This window comes from Legionella fairfieldensis ATCC 49588, from assembly GCF_000621525.1.
Classification (GTDB): Bacteria; Pseudomonadota; Gammaproteobacteria; order Legionellales; family Legionellaceae; genus Tatlockia; species Tatlockia fairfieldensis.
This window is the reverse complement of record NZ_KK211299.1, coordinates 1-16868: the sequence shown is the minus strand read 5'-3', so window position 1 is coordinate 16868 and position 16868 is coordinate 1. Positions and strand designations below refer to the sequence as shown.

Genomic DNA, 16868 nt, shown 5'->3' with positions numbered 1-16868 from the left:
GCCATAATTTTCCATCCTGGTTATAAGTCTTAATAGTGCCAATGGTAATAAAACAAGCTCTGGTGAAGCTCACACAACCCCCATTGCAGAGAATCCCTGCCATTTCTTCCCAAAACCGCGAGTCCCCATACCTTCTTCCGGTTTAAATCCCCATACCTATGCTCAAGGCCATGCCAAGAAAAGAAAATGGATACCTTCGCTTGTGGATAAGCGTTAACCGCCGTGCTTATAAGCAATTTCTTAAGCACTAAACCGCCAATGACTGGATGTATTAATCCCTTCCAGCAACTACACTTACTGACTTGGGAGTTGCAAATGACGAACAATGGACTGTTCTTCAGGTAAATTTATCGCAGGATGTGATTAAAAAACTCAGTCTTTGCAACTTACCAAACCAATTCTTTTTATATCCTACGTGTTACACACCGATTAATCCTGCAAATATAAATCAAGCAGTTTCATGTCTATAGAATGAAAACGGGCCTTAAGACGCCATTGCGTGAATACCTTACCTGACTCTCTATTGTTAGAATAAGTAGAAAGTTATTTAGAAAAAAGGATCTGATTTAAACTTACCGCTGTTTGACCACCATATAAAGTGTTAGTTAATTTTCCTTCGGGGTTAAAAATAAAAGTAACGGGCACTCCGCGAATATCACCTAATTGTAATTGAGAGCCTGGATTCTCCAGACTGGGATAATTAATGTTATATTTCTTAATGAGCGCTAATTGGCGTGATAAAGGGAGCCTATCGTAATTCACTGCAAATAAAATAACGTTGTCCTTCTTTTTTTTATTAAATTGATTTAATTCACCAATTTCATCGAGGCAAGGTTGACACCAGCTTGCCCAATAATTAATAAGAACCCATTTTCCTTTTAAACTGCTAAAAGGAATCGTTTGACCTGTGATGTTTTTAAGCACGACATGAGTAGTGGAACTATGACAGTAATTCATTAGGATTGAGCAAATTATAAGAACGAATAAATTTAAACGCTGCATGATATTATCTCGTCAGACAAATTTATATTATTCTAACATAGCCTTGAAAAGAAACCCGATTGCTACTAACGCTAAAACGGGTTTAAATAGTTTGAATGGTTTTTAATTCAGGAGAAAAAATGGCAAAGGTATTGGTTCTTTATTATTCCAGTTATGGACATGTGGAAGCCATGGCTGAAGAAGTGGTTCAAGGTGCCTCAGAAGTTAAAGGGGTGGACGTTTTTCTGAAAAGAGTTCCGGAAACCATGCCCGAGGAGGTGGCCAAAAAAGCAGGTGTTAAATTAAATCAAAAAGCAGAAATAGCAACTCCAGGAGAGCTCTCTCGTTATGATGCTATTATCTTTGGAACCCCTACGCGCTTTGGTAATATGGCAGCACAGATGCGCAATTTTCTCGATCAAACGGGAGGAATGTGGGTGAATGGTGAGCTAATTGGCAAGATTGGCAGTGTGTTTGTTTCTACTGGCACAGGAGGGGGTAATGAGTCAACTATCTTGTCATTTTGGAATACTTTAATACATCATGGCATGATTTTGGTAGGAGTACCTTACTCTGAAAAATCATTAACTGATATCAATGAAGTTCGAGGTGGTTCTCCGTATGGGGCAGGAACCATTGCAGGAGCCGATGGTAGCCGTATGCCCAGCGCTCTTGAACTTAAAATAGCACGTTTTCAAGGCAAGCATGTAGCAGAAATTACCAAACGGCTAGTTGGTTGAACACGAAATTTCTGACCGGTAATTTGTCGGTGGGCTATTGGTCATACTTATATTATGACCAAAAAGATTAAATATCGGTCTTTTTGCTGTTTGCTGGGCAAGATAATTAATGTATAATCATCATTTGTTTTCTCTAACTTCATGGGACAAGACGTTTCTCTATTTTATGTCGCTTTTACAATAACCTTATAAACGAGCATCCGATGACCATCTTTTTAATAACCAGTGGAATATTAATTTTAAGCTTTATTTGTGCTCTTGCTATGTTTTATCGACTTAAACAACAATCGGCTGTGCATGTATCTCCTCTGGACTATTTAAAGTTAATAATAAGTGGCGTCCTGGCGTTTATTGCAGACACTCTGGGCATCGGTAGTTTTGCAGTAAATGTCGCATTGGCAAAAGTGTTAGGAACTTTTTCTGACGAAGAATTACCTGCTGTTAATAATGGTGCTCAGGTAATTCCCGGTATGATTGAAGCCCTTTTTTTCATGCAATTGATTGATGTGGATTTAACTACTTTATTAACGTTAGTGGGTGGCACCTGTTTAGGTGGGTTAATTGGTGGAGCAGTAGTTAGCCGTTTAAACAAACAGGCAATTCGTTTGGCTATGATGGTCTGTTTTATGGCGGTTATTACGTTGTTGATCAGTCATCAATTGCATTTAATGCCCATGGGAGGAAATGTAATGGCATTACATTCCTGGAAACTTATTGCAGGGTTTTTTGCCATGGTTTTTTGTGGTGCTTTGACTTCTGTCGGTGTTGGTCTTTTTGTGATGGTGCAAAGTGTGTTATTTTTGCTTAATGTTTCTCCCGTAGTCGCCTTCCCTATTATGACTACTGCGGGGGCAATGCAGCAGCCTTTAACTACGCTGGTTTTCGTCCAACAAAATAAAATTCCTTTGAAAAAAACCTTAATTCTTAGTCTGGCAGGTTGCCTTGGGGTTTTAATTACCTTATCTTTTTTCTCTTATTTAACAGTAACCTGGCTACATTCTTTATTACTGGCTATTTTAATTTATAATCTTTTTGCGATTAGTCGTGCTTACATTCGCACGCGATTCAACTACTCTGCTCAGGTGGTTGCACCGCCTTTTGCTACGATTGATTAAGAGACGGTTTTTCTAATTGTTGCACCAAAAATTGCCACTTTGACAGACGAAATACAGGTAGCTTTAATTGTTTTTAAGAAAAAACACTATACTTTTCTCTTGTGTTGCTGTTAATGTTCGCTGCTACGTTTAAAAGGTTATGTGAATGGAAGAGCCAAAAAGTAAATCACAAAAAAAGCGTGATGCGGATGCCTTGCGCAAAACAGGTGCCAAATTTGTTGCTTTAAGCGAAACAAAACTTGATGCATTACCTCTGCCCACTAATTTGCGTCAGGCCATTGCCGAGGCAAAATCGATAAAAAGCCATGGGGCATTAAGACGCCAGATTCAATTGATTGGCAAGCTACTACGAGAAGCTGATAGCGAGGCCATATTGGCGGCTTATGAATCAGTTTTAGCGGATGATAATGCACAAACGGCCAATTTTCATGAGTTAGAGCAGTGGCGAGAACGACTACTGAATGAAGGGAAAGAAGCGTTGACAGCATTTATTCAACAATATCAACCTGATGTACAGCAGCTACGCCAACTTATTAAAAAAGCGATAGAGGAACAACATACCGGGCAGCGGAAAGACGCCGCCAGAATGTTGTTTCGTTATATAAGGTCTTGTATATCATGAATTATTCCCTTTTTATCAGTTGTCCCAAGGGACTGGAATACCTTTTGGAAGAGGAAACGAAAGCTTTAGGTTTAAACCAGATCCGTGTGAGTCCTCAAGGTGTATATGGTGAAGGAGACCTGGCGGTGATTTATCATCTTTGCTTATGGTCACGTTTAGCCAACCGTGTACACCTTATATTATTTAGTGGTGAAGCTCATAATGAAAGGACTCTTTACCAGATCTGTAATCAATTTCCCTGGCAAACAGTATTTACTGTAGATAAGACCTTAGCTATTGATTTTCATGGTTCGTCCACCCACATACGCAACTCAATGTTTGGGGCGCAAGTTGTGAAAGATGGCCTAGTTGATCATTTTCGTCAGCTTAAAGGGATGCGGCCCACTATAGAGCGTGGTAAGCCAGATATTCGTTTACACGCTCATTTAAAAGAGGATAAAGTCACTGTTAGTCTGGATTTAACCGGTTATAGTTTACATCAACGTGGTTATCGCACCCAGGCTGGTGACGCGCCACTGAAAGAAAATTTGGCCGCTGCCATGCTTATTCGAGCAAAATGGCCTCAATTGGCGGCAGATGGTTATGCTTTGCATGATCCTTTCTGTGGTGCGGGAACTCTGGTGATTGAAGCAGCCATGATGGCAGGTCATATTGCGCCAGGGTTACTGCGCCATGATCAAGCCTTTATCCATTGGGTACAACATCAACCTTCATTGTGGGAAAAAATGAGATTACTTGCCTTACAACAAGTAAGGCCCATTCAAGTAAAATTAAAAGGTACCGATAACAACCCGCAATCAATTCGGCTAGCTCAAGCGAATGCAGAACGGGCCGGCGTTTTACCTTTGGTGGATTTTTCGACTTTGTCAGTAAAAGATTGTCAACCTGATTATCCTCAAGGATTGGTGATTTGTAATCCCCCTTATGGCGAACGTTTAAGTGATACAATCTGCCTGGTGCCGCTTTATCAACAATTAGGACAGGTTTTACATCGCCATTATCAAGGGTGGCAAGCGGTTATTTTGACCTCTGATTCCATGCTTGCCAAGGCGATTGGTTTGCGAGCTAACAAACAATATTCATTATTTAATGGTGCTTTAGAGTGTAAATTATATTGTATTGCAGTAAATGCGGAAAATCAGTTCAAGAGTAGTGAAAAAAATGAACTTTCTGCCAACGCTCGAATGTTGGCAAATCGTTTACATAAAAATCATAGTCATTTACGGAAATGGGCTAAACGAAATCATATTACCTGTTATCGTGTGTATGATGCAGATTTACCGGAATATGCTTACGCTATTGATATTTATAATGATTATGCGGTTTTGCAAGAATATGCAGCGCCAGCAAGTATTGCTTCTTATAAAGCCGAGAAACGAAGCCTTGAAGTGCTTCAGGTTACTCCCGAAGCATTAGGTATTTCTGCAGATAAGTTAGTCGTAAAGCAACGTAAGCAACAGAAAGGTAACAATCAATATCAAAAAATAGATCATACAAAGCGTAAGTTAATTGTGGTTGAGGGAAGTGCAAAGTTTAAAGTCAATTTATATGATTATTTGGACACCGGATTATTTTTAGATCATCGCCCTCTGCGTCAGCGCTTTGCTCAATTAAAATCAGGTTCTCGTTTTCTTAACTGTTTTTGCTATACTGCTAGTGCGAGTGTTCATGCGGCTCTAGCCGGGGCAATTACTACTAATGTGGATTTATCCAGAACTTATCTTGCTTGGGCTGAGGATAATTTTCGTCTAAATGGATTGGATTTATCTCGCCACCAGTTTGTGCAGTTTGATTGCCTGGAATGGCTAAAAATGTGCCGAGATCGCTTTGATGTTATTTTTCTTGACCCGCCCAGTTTTTCTAATTCAAAACGAATGACAAAAACCTTGGATATTCAACGCGATCAAGCGTTTTTAGTTGATGCTGCCATACGTTTATTAGCCCCGGAAGGTGTTTTGTATTTTTCTACCAATTTTCGTCATTTTAAGCTTTCACCTCAAATTAGTGCCAAATACAATGTGCGTGATATCACTGCCGAAACGATTGATATTGATTTTAAACGAAGTAAAAATATTCACCATTGCTTTATGATAACCGCATTGTAATATTATATTTAAAAAAGAACCGCTACAGCGGAGTAGTTAAATCCATATCTTCGCCGGGAATTTTTCTGGTTTCACTCGCCCACTCACCTAAATCAATAAGTTTACAGCGATTGGAACAGAAAGGTTTAAAAGAATTTTCCGGAAGCCACGTATTTTGTTTACCACATATAGGGCATTTTATTTTTTGTGAATTAGTAGTCATAATCACTTGATTCTAATATTAATTGCAATGAAACAAACCAATCACGCTTATCTATTTATACACAAGGTTATCCACATATTGGCAGGATAAGTCAGCTTAGGTGTAGTTAAAAAAGGCTTATAAAATAAGGATATTAACCTATATTAACTATTTTTCTGAAGTAATTGGCTGGTTAATTTGTGAATTTATCCACAGGAAGCAATGAAGCGTTTACAACAATGTATTATATAGAAAGAAAAGAAAAAAAGTAGTCTTGACTTTTTATTATTTATTATCCAGTAATTCTTCACTGAGTCAGCGTTATGCCGGGTAAAACATGTTGGTATTTCTACCCACTGGAAAGATATAAAAAAATTAACAATAAAAAGCATAACCGCTTTACTGATTGGAAAAATAAACTCTATAAAGGTTTAAATAAGTATTATCCTTTTCCATTCGTTGTAAATAGTTATTGATTTGATTAATCAAATTTTCATTTTTTGGCGTTGTCATTATTGCCAGTCCTTTACCTAAGGTCACAACAGGGCCTAAAGACTGAAATACATTTCCGCTATTATGGTTCCAGTAATTTACGTCAGAGCGGTAGAGAAAGACTGCGGATATTGTATTGTTGCTCAAAGCGGAAAGCATGTCCTCTACATTATCATATTGAGTAATTTTAAACTTTCCTTGAAAGTTATTGTTTAAATAGGAATAAAGGACTCCGCCACTAAGGGTATCTTTAATAACCCCTACCGTAGTGCCATTTAAATCATCAACTGATTGAAGGCCACTTTTCTTTAAGGTCATAAACTGCCCTTGGCTCAACATATAAGGTAGACTGAAAAGAAAATTCTTTTCACGGGATGAGGAAATAGTAATACCCGATAAAGCCAGGTCTACTTGTCCGCTTTTTAGAGCGTCATATAATGCTTGAGAATTTTGGAAAAAAATAAATTGACAGGAGAGTTTTAAATCAATACAAAGGATGCGGGATAAATCCACATCAAAGCCTTCTTTAGGTGAGATTACATAAGGAGGATCATACAGCAGCATACCAATTTTAGTAGCGCCATAACCAAGTGTGGAGAAGAAAAAACAACTGAGTAATAGAAATATATTCCTTATATGTTTCATTTGAATCCTTTAGCAAACAAAGTAGAATTTTCGTCTTTAAGATTATACTATCATAATAGCAATTCTTTTATATAAACCTCTCACGTGAACCGGCTTGAAAAAATTCTCGATAATGCTTGAGATTTTTAATAGGCACTTGCCCGATTTACCTCTAGTTCTGATCTTGTTAATTTTGTCTTAATCAGGTGTCTATAATTAAAATTAATATATTAGTATTCGAGGTATAAAATGGATAATGTTACAGATAAAGTATTATTTGATCAGGCAAAGCGATTATTTATTCTTGATACGCTTGCTCTCTGGTGGCCGGAATGAGGTCATAAAATCATGCCATTTACCTGACTATCCCACAATTTTTTAAAATACCCTTGCTCATTATTAATTAATTGATTAAACGTTCCTTCTTCGATAATATTTCCTCCTTCCATAACAACAATTCTGTCCATATGCCGAATAGTCGATAAGCGATGGGCAATAGCGATAACTGTGGCATTGTTTTCTTCCAGAATCAAATTAATGGATTGTTGAATTTCCTGCTCGGTAATACTATCCAGACTCGAGGTTGCCTCATCAAGTATTACAATGGGAGCATTTTTTAAAATGGCGCGGGCAATAGCGATTCGTTGGCGCTGTCCGCCAGATAACTTAACACCTCGCTCACCGACCAGAGTGTTATATTTTTCAGGGAGTAATTCAATAAATTCATGAATATTGGCGAGCTTTGCGGCCTGTTTAATTTCATCCGGAGATGCATTATCTTTTGCGTAACCAATGTTTTCGCCGATGGAACGATGGAACAGCATAATGTCTTGTGGGATTAAGGCAATTTGTTGCCGCAAAGAGTCTGAAGTAATGTCATTAATAGATTGGTTATCGATTAAAATATCGCCCTTATTTGGCTTGAAGTTTTTTAAAAGTAACGAAATTAAAGTGGATTTTCCTGCTCCTGAATGGCCAATTAATCCTATTTTTTCACCCGATTTTATTGATAAATTTAATTGAGTAAAGACTGGATTGCCTTCTCCGTAAGTGAAACATAGATCCTGAAATACAATATTGCCTTTCTGGATAGTATAGTTGACGGCCTCCGGCGCATCGATTTCAGAGTGTGGGGCGGCCAGGATAGAAAATGAGGATTTAAAATCACCAACTTCTTTCATAAAGTTACACAACCCTGTCATAAAACTCCATAGGTCGAAGGAGATAGCAATGGTCGTTAACATGACGAACAAAAAATCACCCGTAGAAATTTTAGCGTTTTTGCGCAAATAAACCATAAAGAGAAAAACGCTAATTAACATTATCCAATATAAAACAGAACCAATAACGTTGAATTTAAAATCATATTTATAGAGTTTTACCTGGCTGGGAACGTAGTACTTTGACATTAGGAAATCAGCACGCTTTAGCTCGATTTGACGTTTTGCAAAATAAAACAATGAAAAGATATTCGTGATGTTATCCGCGAAAAAGCCCATAATTTCATGCTTTCGTTCCGCAGTATCATTGGATAATCGATTAAGTTTTAATGCCATAGGCATCATAATGACGATAAATAAAATACACCAAATCAACATAAAGAAAAAAACGGTCGTATTGACTATCCATAACACAAAAATTGAAATAAATACAACGCAAAAATGTTTTCCTACAATGTGATGGAGATTGGCAAAAACTGTATCATAGCCATCCAGAATACCTTTTAGTTTACTAATAATAGTGCCGCTTGGTGTATTCTGAAAATAACTGTAAGAATGATATTGCACATAGTCATAGGCAATGCTGAGCAGTTTACGGCGGGCGAAAGGCTCACATTTCCATTCTGCAAAATTACTGATTCGCCAGATAACATCCAAAGCGACTTGTGCGGTAATGAATAAAGTAATCGGAAATGTCAATTGACTATATTGGACAGTCGATTCGATTGAAAATACATCCACAAGTAATTTTAAAGAATAATTATTAGCAAAAATATAAAAAGCGGTGAGAGCAGGCGCTTGTAGCATTAAAAGATACCACCAGCGATAAGGTTTAATAATCTGCCACAAAAATTGCCAAACGGTTGGAGGCATCGTGTTGGTATGTTGCATTGGTATAGGTAAGTCTGGACTAAATAATCATTATTATATCGTCAGATGTGGATTTTATGAAAGGTAACGCGACCTTAATAGCCGCTTAAAGGGATAGGCAGATAATTCATATAAAGTTGTATTTAAAATACATCTTTATTATAATAGGCGGTGTAACTTACCGTCGAGGAGTATGTCATGTCAGCAACGCATAAACCTGCCAAAGCGATTAGTGATAAAATTGCTTTTAGCCTTGTGAAGTTTTTTCGATTTTTTGCTGATACTTTTTTTCAAAAACGGTATGGAAATCGCGCTATAGTCCTTGAAACGGTAGCAGCCGTACCCGGTATGGTTGGGGCAGCTTTACTGCATTTACGCTGCTTAAGAAAAATAAAAAATGATGAGGGCTGGATTAAAATTTTATTGGATGAAGCAGAAAATGAACGAATGCATTTGATTACTTTTATGCATATTGCCAGGCCCAATTGGTTTGAGCGCCTTATTATCTTTATCGCACAAGCTATTTTTGTAGTTCTGTATTTATTAATGTATGTGCTTTCCTCAAAAACAGCTCATCGTTTTGTTGGCTATCTTGAAGAAGAAGCAGTGATTAGTTATACCCACTATTTACAGGAATTGGATGAGGGACGTATTGAAAATAGTCCGGCTCCTGAAATAGCTAAAGCTTACTGGGGATTAACCGATGGTGCACGCTTACGGGAGGTATTGTTAGCGGTGCGTGAGGATGAGGAAGAACACCGGGATGTGAACCATAAGCTTGCTGACAAGCTGGCCAAAGAGCGTACTCTTTTAACCAGGTTAGAGCCAGAAAGTGCCAAGGATAAAACCAATAGCTAACCCAATAACTATCCGCTAGTCGGAGATAAAAAGGATGCATTATGATATTGGAATACAAAGAATTAATGTGTTATCAGCACACTGAAATTCATAGTCAAGGCAAATTGAAATTTTTCCTTGAGAAACACAGTACTAAAGAAGGAACCTGGGGACGGCTTTTATTACAGGAAGGAATAATTGATTTTGTCTTCCTGGATGGCCAAGGGCAGGAGCTGATACGTAGTCGAATCAATGAAGGGAATTGTCAATTAGTTATTCCTCCTGCGGCATGGCATAAAATTATTCCCGTCAGTACCTCTTTTAAAGCAGCCCTTGAATTTTATTGCATGCCTCAACGTTATTTCAGTAAAAAATATGGTTTGAATGCTGTACATAGTGATCTGGTTTATATCTATCAAACTTATTTACGTCATTTGCAAAATGCATCAATTCTTGATGTGGGTTGCGGTTCAGGCAGAAATTTACTGTATTTGGCTAAAATGGGGCATAAGGTTTTGGGAATCGATCATAATCAGTTCGCACTGGATACCCTTAGAGAGATAGCCCGGAAGGAAGCCTTGTCTGGAGCCGAGGTGCAATTGCGAGATTTAAATCAGCCCTTGAATCCTGAGCCTGACTGTTACGATTTAATAGTTTCTACCGTAACGTTGCAATTTTTAAATCCTCAACATATACCCGCGTTAATTAAGGCGTTGCAAGGGGCTACAAAGAAAAAAGGTTATCATTTTCTGGTATTCCCTATCCAATCAGACAGTTATCCATTACCTGCCTTTTTTACCTTTTTACCGCAAAAAGAGGAGCTTTATAAAATGTATCAAGACAGCGGATGGTCTATACTCGAGTATAAAGAGTCGACAGGTCATTTGCATAAGCAAGATGAAAGAGGCCAGCAGATATCAGGTGTGTTTGGTATTTTGCTTGCGCAGAAAACAATATAATTTTCTCTCAGGGAAGGAACATTATGACTCTCGCATCTCCTTACAGGATTCATATCTGCCGTGTTTATACTCCCCCAAAGGCTAAAGAAGGGACATGGATTTTGGTCGATAAACTGTGGCCGCGAGGTCTTAAAAAAGAAACACTCGATTTTGATTTGTGGTTAAAAGATATTACGCCAAGCACCCGATTAAGACAATGGTTTCATGAACATCCCAAAGAACGGTGGGATGAATTTGCAGCTCAATATATTAAAGAGTTAAAAAGTAAAGGTTCACTAATAGAACAAATTCAAACCATGGCAAAACAACATCCTGTTACTTTATTTTATGCAGCCAAAGACACTGAACATAATCATGCAATCATTCTAAAAGAAGTCCTTTGCTCTTGGCCAAACCTTCCAGACAAGTCCTCTTTTCGCTAATCTTTGATCGGTATTCCGACATTTAATAAAGCAGATAACTCATTGGGATTATGTAATACATCAGCTAAAGAATAGTGTTGCAAAACTGCCATAAAAGCAGTTTGAGCTTGATGCAATATCCCTTTCAATTTGCACACGGGTGCAATACAACAGTTGGCTTTCGCCGTATTAAAACAAGGCACTAAATCAAAATGAGGTTCCAGCTGAGTAATTAACTGGCCTAAGTTAATAGTTTCAGGTTGAACCGCCATTAAAATACCGCCATTTTTACCGCGGATGGTTTTAATCAATCCAAGTTTAGAGAGATTATGAATGATTTTAATCAAGTGGTTGTTTGAAATGGCATAGGCTTCAGTAATATCTTTGATGGTGCAAGAGTTTTTTCTAAGGGCAATGTAAATTAAAGCCCGTAATGAGTAATCAGTAAATTGAGTGAGTTGCATGATTAAATCCGGATTGTTAATTGACTCCGATTATTTCTTTTTATAAGATGTATTGCAAATACATCTTATAAAGGGGTCATTATGTCTGAATTATTATTCGAGCGTTTAGGAGGCCAAAAGGCAGTAAATACGGCTGTTGATATTTTCTATCGAAAAATGCTGATGGATGAACGCGTGAGTCATTTTTTTGATGACGTTGACATGGATCGGCAAATTTTAAAGCAAAAAGGATTTTTAATGATGGTTTTTGGAGGCCCTAATCACTATAGTGGAAAAAACATGCGTGATGGCCATGCTCATTTACTCAAGCGAGGATTAAATGACACGCATGTGGATATTGTGATTGAGCATTTAGGTGCGACCCTTAAGGAGTTAGGTGCTTTAGCAGAAGATATTGCAAAAGTAGTGGCTATTGCCAATAGTGTTCGCGGTGAAGTGTTGGGGCGATAATGAATATCATAGACTTTAACAATCAACGCCTTACTTTAGCTCCGCAGGAAAATGTATTGCAATGTCTTTTACGTCATAACATCAATTATCCCCACTCGTGCCAGGCTGGTATTTGTCAGTCCTGTTTGATTAAAGCCAAAGATGGCCCGGTTCATTCATCCTGGCAGGAAGGGCTACCTGAAACACTTAAATCGCAAGGCTATTTTCTAGCTTGTCTAGCGCAGCCAGAAGCAGCACTTCAAGTGGTTGCACCCGAAAGTGTTGAATGTGAAGTAGAAGCACAAATAATGGAGCTTAAAGCGCTTGGCTATAATGTGATGCAAATTAAGCTTGATGTGGGTGATTTGAAAATCTGGAAGCCTGGCCAATATCTTAATCTAATTAACCCTGAAGGTACTATACGAAGCTATTCCATAGCTAATCTACCTATGCAGGAAGGGTTTATTGAATTACACGTTAAAACGTATCCGGACGGGAACATGGGCCAATGGTTAGTCAACAAAGCAGCAAAATATACCAAGGTCAGGCTTAGAGGTCCTTTTGGGCGTTGTTTCTATTATAATCCGGATCAATTAACTTTTGACATGTTATTGGCAGGAACAGGCACGGGGCTTGCGCCACTTGTAGCTATTATTAAAAGTGCACTAAGCCAGAATCATCAAGGACGTATCACCTTGATTCACGGAGGGCTTACTGATGAAGATATTTATTATCGAGAAGAGCTGGAAACGTTAGCCGCATTTTTTAGCTCTTTTGTTTATGACCCTTGTGTATTGAAGAGTCAAGGATTGTATCCCGAAGCGTCCGTAGAAAAACGGGCATTAATCCATTTAAATCATCCGCAAGAAACACGGGCATATGTCTGTGGTCCAAAAGCAACAACCGATAAATTGAAAAAGCAGATTTTCCTTGCAGGCGTGCCTTCCAAGGCTATTTTAAGTGACGTGTTTTTATGATCAAATGAGTAAAGTGTTCCCATAAGTCGTCCGGTCTTGGGAGGGTTATGTTGATCAATAAGTCTCTATTGTTCTCTACAATTATATGCTGTTCTCAGCCGAGAAGTTGTTGAAATGATTGGATCAGAGGAAGATTCGAAGAACAATCATTTAGACAATTACGAAACGCTTTTTTTCTATAAAGAAGCCTCAGGCGTTTTTGCAAGGTATGAAAAAGAACTTCATGAAAAATACTTTATTGTCCAGATTATTTGGAGTATGAGGAAGATTTGGAGAATAACCGGTTTATTCCCACTTGCTTTTTTACCAAGTTTACCAAGGCCTCCCTCACGCTGGAGAAAACATATTATCGTTTCTGAAGAGAACATGGGTTTGGATGAAAAAACATCTGCCTCAGGAAAATTTTCTGGAATGGGGTCAAAGAATTGAGCCGAACATTTAGCAATATAGCGTTTGCAGGGTTCATCTAATGCCGCTGCCCCAACAGAGTAACCATTCAGTTTGGGTGGAATTTTTTGTTGCGGCAACTAAGTAAACTTTTAATTGCCGCCAGAATCAGATGTCGCTGATTAGTCTGAGAGGAAATTAACATCCATCGCTGTTCAGTTCGCCATTAGGCATAACAGTGCATTCGATGCTTTTAACTTGTTTTAGTTGCTCTTGGCTTAAATTTGCCCCTATCAAAATTGAGTTGCGTATAGTCACATTATTCAAATTTGCATTGGCAAAATTTACCCCGGAAAAATTGGCTCGATCCCAATCTGAATTATTTAGGTTTACATCGCTGAAATTTGCACCGCTTAAATCGGTGTTATTAAAACTGGAATAGCTCAAATTTACTTTATCAAAACTTGCTTCTTGTATTTTTAAAACACTAAAATAGCCCCCAGAAAACTTTGAATAATTCATGATGCTTCCCGAAAAATTCATTCTAAACAATGAGCCTACAAATTCGGTTTTTATAGCGTATGAACCAAGTAAAGATCCGTTGTCATGAGCCTCATATATTTTTGCACCACTTAAATCACATCCCTGACAAAAATTCGTATCAGCAAATACTTTCAAATCTTCTGCATCAGCTAATACTCTGGACTGAGTAGAAAAAGATAATCCCATTAAAATAAACATCATTACTAATTTATAATTTTTCATCATTCCCTCTTGAGAAAGCTCAACCAATTACTTGCAATTAAATTCGCCATTATTTGTGTACACATCGCCATTTGGAAGCGTGGCGCACTTATATGTTTTTGCTTTCGAAAGCTGCTCTTCGGTAATATTTGAACTCATTAAAACTGCATAACTTAAATCAGCATTATCGAAGAATACATTTTCAACATTCACCCGGCTCAAATCAGCATTTTTTAGCTTGGCACCTGAAAAATTAACATCTATCATTTTTGCCTTTGAGAAAGAAGCGCCCTCCAGATCTGACTCAGTAAAATCAATTTTATTGAATAAACAAGAAGACCATGTTCCATCCATTGAAACATGGGAAAAATTGACATTTTTAAAGGTCGACCTAATAAATTTCACATTAGTCAAGTGCGAATGAGAAAAGTTCGCCTTTTGGAATATTGAATTGGTAAATTCATTATTTTGCAATGTTGATTTTACAAAGTTGGTATCAACAAAACTGGAATCGATTATTTTATAACCAGATAACGTGAAGTTAGTAAAAAATGTTCCGTCAAATGCACCACCTGATTTCTCTATTTTTTCCCAACCAGATGAAAAAGAGCTTCCGGTAAGGTTGCATCGAATACAATCCGTATCATTTTTAAAACGACTGACATCAGCTGGAATATATGCATAAGATTGGAAGCTTGAGCAAATAATTCCAATGAAAAAAGCGGTTAGAATAATTTTTTTCATTATATTTCCCTTTATGAACAGGCTCGGAATTCTACATTTCCAAGCGAATTAACGCAATTGACGAAACTAAGTTTGTCCCGCGTATTTTCACAACTGTTGTGAGGTTGTTTCATTTTATGACAATTTCCGTCTTACTCGAAAAATGTTCCGTCGCACATGGTTATCAGGTTTGAGTTTTTGCCGCTCCAGCTGATCATGTGCATGATCCGACAATAACACTTTACTTCCTCTGGTGAGCTGAACCACATCGAGTTGGGACAGGTCTCGCAGGCCGTTTTGATTTTCGGCCGGCGCGCCACAGCTAGTGTGGTAAGGGTTGGGCTTTGTTCTTGTTTTTCCCCACTTTCTTCGGCCTCCTGTCCTAGTAGCTTCATCGTTTCCAAAAGTTCTTCTTCCATTACCATATCGGTTTCGTTTTGCATGTTCATTGTTGGTCTCCTGTTTCAGTTTAGTTCGTTGGGCCTCCATATCCGGATCAGTAAAGGTGATTGGCAAGTTATTTTGAATCACGATTTGCAGGATGATTTTTTTAAATAGCGGTGAGCCATTGACGCGAATACAATTGCCGTATTGCCGCTGCGCCATTTCCAGCACCTTTATTAATGTGTCAATCGAACCGCCTTTAGAAATTTTTGATCTCATGGCCATTATTTCTGATGACGGCTTTATCAAATTTGTATATTTCTGTGCCTTCTTTGGTGATTGAGTCAAGGATATTGAGATCGGTTGGGGATGTATCTGCTCTGCCCCCGGACAGAGAGTATTTGCCTTTGTTCTTTCGATTTTGAAAACGCAGTGCAGTTAAAGCATCCCCGTCACCATTCTCTGCCTTAAAATTAAGCCAATCTGCCCAAGTTCGATTCTGATGGCCTTCAATCTGCTGTTGGCGTTGGGCGGTATACTTATTGCGGATTCTCTCAATTTCATCCAGGAGGGTCTTGCTGATTTGCCCATACAACAGTTTTTTCTGAATGCTGGGCATTTTCATCAACCTCAATGCCTTTCTTTTTAACCTGGCTTTTTGTTTGGCTTTCTCAATGGCACATGTCTTGGCTGTTCGTAGCACCTTGAGCTTATCGGCATGGTTTAGGAATTCCGCCCACCTCTATTCCATTAACAGTTATAGATATAACAAATGGGATTTTGTCTAATTTACCAATAGCGTTAGCTGGGATATTAATAGTTATTATATTAAAAATGTTGTTTAGTTTTTCCAGCGATATAAATCAAGATTCTAAAAATCCTGAGGAACAAATTCATTTTCATACCATTGATATTGTTTACCCAATATTTTTATTTATTATTTTCTTTACACTTTTATCAATTATTGCGTTTAAGGGTTTCAATTTATTGATTTCTATTTTTGCGTTTCTCTCCTTTTTAAGTTTCATAAAATCGTTACCTATTGTTCCAGTAATATTAAAAATAATTATTAATACAATGGTTATTGTATATGCTTTGGGCTTTATGTCTGAATATTTCAAGTACTACAATAATGAAAATTTTGAGCATATAACTTTAACAAACAAGCAAATTTATGAATCTAAAATATTAGCTAATCTTGCAACAGGAGTGCTGGTTAAAAATAATGGACATATAGTATTTATTAATAGCTTGTAATCCCCCCTTATAATTGTCCCACTCAAAATTAGAGTTCTCCGTGTATAATCATGACCCGAGGAGAAGAAGATGAAGAAATGGAGATATAGCGAAAGCCAGATAATTAGTATTTTGAAAGCAGTAGAAACAGGGAGACTAGTAAAGGACGTTTGCCGGGAATACGGTATTTCCGATGCTACTTATTACAATTGGAAGGCAAAGTACGGTGGAATGGAAGCCTCGGACATCAAACGAATGAAGGATTTGGAAGAAGAAAACCGGCGCTTAAAACAGATGTTTGCCAACCTCAGTCTAGAGCATACGATTCTCAAAGATATTATAGAAAAAAAGCTTTAAAGCCAGCCGCAAAGCGAGAG

Annotated in this window: 20 protein-coding genes and 1 pseudogene; 12 read left to right on the top strand and 9 right to left on the bottom strand. The window is 37.9% G+C overall.

Translation table 11 applies throughout. The features are described 5' to 3' along the window. Window positions 1–543 precede the first annotated feature (543 nt). Entirely contained in the window at window positions 544–957 is a 414-nt protein-coding gene (locus T345_RS0110915) for a TlpA disulfide reductase family protein (RefSeq protein ID WP_242604536.1), read from the bottom strand. 164 nt (window positions 958–1121) lie between these two features. On the opposite strand from T345_RS0110915, the gene wrbA reads away from it, so the two are divergent. The 4 genes from wrbA (at window position 1122) to rlmKL (ending at window position 5563) form a co-directional block, all read left to right on the top strand. Then, on the top strand, window positions 1122–1721 hold the full coding sequence (gene wrbA, locus T345_RS0110910) for an NAD(P)H:quinone oxidoreductase (protein WP_028389362.1): 600 nt from the start codon (window positions 1122–1124) through the stop codon (window positions 1719–1721). 203 nt (window positions 1722–1924) lie between these two features. Beyond that, complete coding sequence (locus T345_RS0110905; protein WP_028389361.1) at window positions 1925–2836, top strand: TSUP family transporter; 912 nt, start codon at window positions 1925–1927, stop codon at window positions 2834–2836. Between the two features lie 145 nt (window positions 2837–2981). Further along, window positions 2982–3458 (top strand): ribosome biogenesis factor YjgA, encoded by a 477-nt coding sequence (gene yjgA / locus T345_RS0110900; protein WP_028389360.1) that lies wholly within the window; start codon window positions 2982–2984, stop codon window positions 3456–3458. Further along, a complete protein-coding gene (rlmKL, locus tag T345_RS0110895; RefSeq protein WP_028389359.1) occupies window positions 3455–5563 on the top strand; it encodes a bifunctional 23S rRNA (guanine(2069)-N(7))-methyltransferase RlmK/23S rRNA (guanine(2445)-N(2))-methyltransferase RlmL in 2109 nt (702 codons plus the stop codon). The genes yjgA and rlmKL overlap by 4 nt, the downstream gene beginning before the upstream one ends. A 22-nt stretch (window positions 5564–5585) precedes the next feature. Here the strand turns inward: rlmKL and T345_RS0110890 are convergent, their stop codons facing one another. From T345_RS0110890 to T345_RS0110875, 3 genes are all read right to left on the bottom strand, one after another. Continuing rightward, window positions 5586–5765 (bottom strand): DNA gyrase inhibitor YacG, encoded by a 180-nt coding sequence (locus T345_RS0110890; RefSeq protein WP_028389358.1) that lies wholly within the window; start codon window positions 5763–5765, stop codon window positions 5586–5588. Window positions 5766–6143: 378 nt separating this feature from the next. Continuing rightward, a complete protein-coding gene (locus tag T345_RS0110885) occupies window positions 6144–6881 on the bottom strand; it encodes a transporter substrate-binding domain-containing protein (protein WP_028389357.1) in 738 nt (245 codons plus the stop codon). Window positions 6882–7198: 317 nt separating this feature from the next. Then, window positions 7199–8971, bottom strand: coding sequence for an ABC transporter ATP-binding protein (locus T345_RS0110875; RefSeq protein ID WP_028389356.1), 1773 nt, complete (start codon window positions 8969–8971; stop codon window positions 7199–7201). A gap of 177 nt (window positions 8972–9148) precedes the next feature. Here T345_RS0110875 and T345_RS0110870 point away from each other — a divergent pair, with 177 nt between their 5' ends. Genes T345_RS0110870 through T345_RS0110860 form a run of 3 tightly spaced genes read left to right on the top strand, consistent with a single transcriptional unit; the run spans window position 9149 to window position 11168 of the window. Continuing rightward, a complete protein-coding gene (locus T345_RS0110870; protein WP_028389355.1) occupies window positions 9149–9808 on the top strand; it encodes an alternative oxidase in 660 nt (219 codons plus the stop codon). A 41-nt stretch (window positions 9809–9849) separates the two neighbouring features. Continuing rightward, a complete protein-coding gene (gene tehB, locus T345_RS0110865; RefSeq protein WP_028389354.1) occupies window positions 9850–10746 on the top strand; it encodes an SAM-dependent methyltransferase TehB in 897 nt (298 codons plus the stop codon). A gap of 23 nt (window positions 10747–10769) precedes the next feature. Next, window positions 10770–11168 (top strand): DUF488 domain-containing protein, encoded by a 399-nt coding sequence (locus T345_RS0110860; protein ID WP_028389353.1) that lies wholly within the window; start codon window positions 10770–10772, stop codon window positions 11166–11168. Here the strand turns inward: T345_RS0110860 and T345_RS0110855 are convergent. After that, window positions 11165–11611 (bottom strand): Rrf2 family transcriptional regulator, encoded by a 447-nt coding sequence (locus tag T345_RS0110855; protein WP_028389352.1) that lies wholly within the window; start codon window positions 11609–11611, stop codon window positions 11165–11167. The genes T345_RS0110860 and T345_RS0110855 overlap by 4 nt on opposite strands. A gap of 81 nt (window positions 11612–11692) precedes the next feature. On the opposite strand from T345_RS0110855, the gene T345_RS0110850 reads away from it, so the two are divergent. The 3 genes from T345_RS0110850 to T345_RS0110840 all read left to right on the top strand — a co-directional run bounded on the left by T345_RS0110850 (window position 11693) and on the right by T345_RS0110840 (window position 13446). After that, window positions 11693–12061, top strand: coding sequence for a group I truncated hemoglobin (locus tag T345_RS0110850; protein ID WP_028389351.1), 369 nt, complete (start codon window positions 11693–11695; stop codon window positions 12059–12061). Then, window positions 12061–13017: an FAD-binding oxidoreductase gene (locus T345_RS0110845; protein WP_028389350.1), complete on the top strand. Its 957-nt coding sequence runs from the start codon at window positions 12061–12063 to the stop codon at window positions 13015–13017. Before T345_RS0110850 ends, T345_RS0110845 begins: the two co-directional genes overlap by 1 nt. 114 nt (window positions 13018–13131) lie before the next feature. After that, the gene (locus tag T345_RS0110840) at window positions 13132–13446 is read left to right on the top strand and encodes a hypothetical protein (RefSeq protein ID WP_028389349.1); all 315 of its coding nucleotides are present in this window, start codon (window positions 13132–13134) and stop codon (window positions 13444–13446) included. A 156-nt stretch (window positions 13447–13602) separates the two neighbouring features. Here T345_RS0110840 and T345_RS0110835 read toward each other — a convergent pair whose 3' ends face one another. From T345_RS0110835 to T345_RS14650, 4 genes are all read right to left on the bottom strand, one after another. Then, complete coding sequence (locus T345_RS0110835) at window positions 13603–14172, bottom strand: pentapeptide repeat-containing protein (protein ID WP_084273801.1); 570 nt, start codon at window positions 14170–14172, stop codon at window positions 13603–13605. A gap of 24 nt (window positions 14173–14196) precedes the next feature. Continuing rightward, entirely contained in the window at window positions 14197–14892 is a 696-nt protein-coding gene (locus tag T345_RS0110830) for a pentapeptide repeat-containing protein (RefSeq protein ID WP_028389347.1), read from the bottom strand. Window positions 14893–15006: 114 nt separating this feature from the next. Continuing rightward, window positions 15007–15534 (bottom strand): LPD7 domain-containing protein, encoded by a 528-nt coding sequence (locus tag T345_RS14655; RefSeq protein ID WP_131777678.1) that lies wholly within the window; start codon window positions 15532–15534, stop codon window positions 15007–15009. Beyond that, complete coding sequence (locus T345_RS14650) at window positions 15515–15880, bottom strand: hypothetical protein (RefSeq protein WP_131777679.1); 366 nt, start codon at window positions 15878–15880, stop codon at window positions 15515–15517. The genes T345_RS14655 and T345_RS14650 overlap by 20 nt, the downstream gene beginning before the upstream one ends. A gap of 155 nt (window positions 15881–16035) precedes the next feature. On the opposite strand from T345_RS14650, the gene T345_RS0110815 reads away from it, so the two are divergent. Together T345_RS0110815 and T345_RS0110810 are read left to right on the top strand one after the other, a co-directional pair. After that, window positions 16036–16512: a hypothetical protein gene (locus tag T345_RS0110815; RefSeq protein WP_131777680.1), complete on the top strand. Its 477-nt coding sequence runs from the start codon at window positions 16036–16038 to the stop codon at window positions 16510–16512. A 69-nt stretch (window positions 16513–16581) separates the two neighbouring features. Further along, window positions 16582–16868 (top strand): annotated as a pseudogene (locus T345_RS0110810) (transposase); the annotation flags it as partial.

Excerpts from the sequence above, each read along its gene's own strand:
- T345_RS0110855 (WP_028389352.1), bottom strand. The coding sequence starts at position 11,611 with ATGCAACTCACTCAATTTACTGATTACTCATTACGGGCTTTAATTTAC.
- rlmKL (WP_028389359.1), top strand. The coding sequence starts at position 3,455 with ATGAATTATTCCCTTTTTATCAGTTGTCCCAAGGGACTGGAATACCTT.
- T345_RS0110850 (WP_028389351.1), top strand. The coding sequence starts at position 11,693 with ATGTCTGAATTATTATTCGAGCGTTTAGGAGGCCAAAAGGCAGTAAAT.
- T345_RS14650 (WP_131777679.1), bottom strand. The coding sequence starts at position 15,880 with ATGAAAATGCCCAGCATTCAGAAAAAACTGTTGTATGGGCAAATCAGC.
- T345_RS0110830 (WP_028389347.1), bottom strand. The coding sequence starts at position 14,892 with ATGAAAAAAATTATTCTAACCGCTTTTTTCATTGGAATTATTTGCTCA.
- T345_RS0110860 (WP_028389353.1), top strand. The coding sequence starts at position 10,770 with ATGACTCTCGCATCTCCTTACAGGATTCATATCTGCCGTGTTTATACT.
- T345_RS0110890 (WP_028389358.1), bottom strand. The coding sequence starts at position 5,765 with ATGACTACTAATTCACAAAAAATAAAATGCCCTATATGTGGTAAACAA.
- T345_RS0110835 (WP_084273801.1), bottom strand. The coding sequence starts at position 14,172 with ATGATGAAAAATTATAAATTAGTAATGATGTTTATTTTAATGGGATTA.
- T345_RS0110870 (WP_028389355.1), top strand. The coding sequence starts at position 9,149 with ATGTCAGCAACGCATAAACCTGCCAAAGCGATTAGTGATAAAATTGCT.
- T345_RS0110905 (WP_028389361.1), top strand. The coding sequence starts at position 1,925 with ATGACCATCTTTTTAATAACCAGTGGAATATTAATTTTAAGCTTTATT.
- T345_RS0110840 (WP_028389349.1), top strand. The coding sequence starts at position 13,132 with ATGATTGGATCAGAGGAAGATTCGAAGAACAATCATTTAGACAATTAC.
- T345_RS0110875 (WP_028389356.1), bottom strand. The coding sequence starts at position 8,971 with ATGCAACATACCAACACGATGCCTCCAACCGTTTGGCAATTTTTGTGG.
- tehB (WP_028389354.1), top strand. The coding sequence starts at position 9,850 with ATGATATTGGAATACAAAGAATTAATGTGTTATCAGCACACTGAAATT.
- T345_RS0110915 (WP_242604536.1), bottom strand. The coding sequence starts at position 957 with ATGAATTACTGTCATAGTTCCACTACTCATGTCGTGCTTAAAAACATC.
- yjgA (WP_028389360.1), top strand. The coding sequence starts at position 2,982 with ATGGAAGAGCCAAAAAGTAAATCACAAAAAAAGCGTGATGCGGATGCC.
- T345_RS0110885 (WP_028389357.1), bottom strand. The coding sequence starts at position 6,881 with ATGAAACATATAAGGAATATATTTCTATTACTCAGTTGTTTTTTCTTC.
- wrbA (WP_028389362.1), top strand. The coding sequence starts at position 1,122 with ATGGCAAAGGTATTGGTTCTTTATTATTCCAGTTATGGACATGTGGAA.
- T345_RS14655 (WP_131777678.1), bottom strand. The coding sequence starts at position 15,534 with ATGAGATCAAAAATTTCTAAAGGCGGTTCGATTGACACATTAATAAAG.
- T345_RS0110845 (WP_028389350.1), top strand. The coding sequence starts at position 12,061 with ATGAATATCATAGACTTTAACAATCAACGCCTTACTTTAGCTCCGCAG.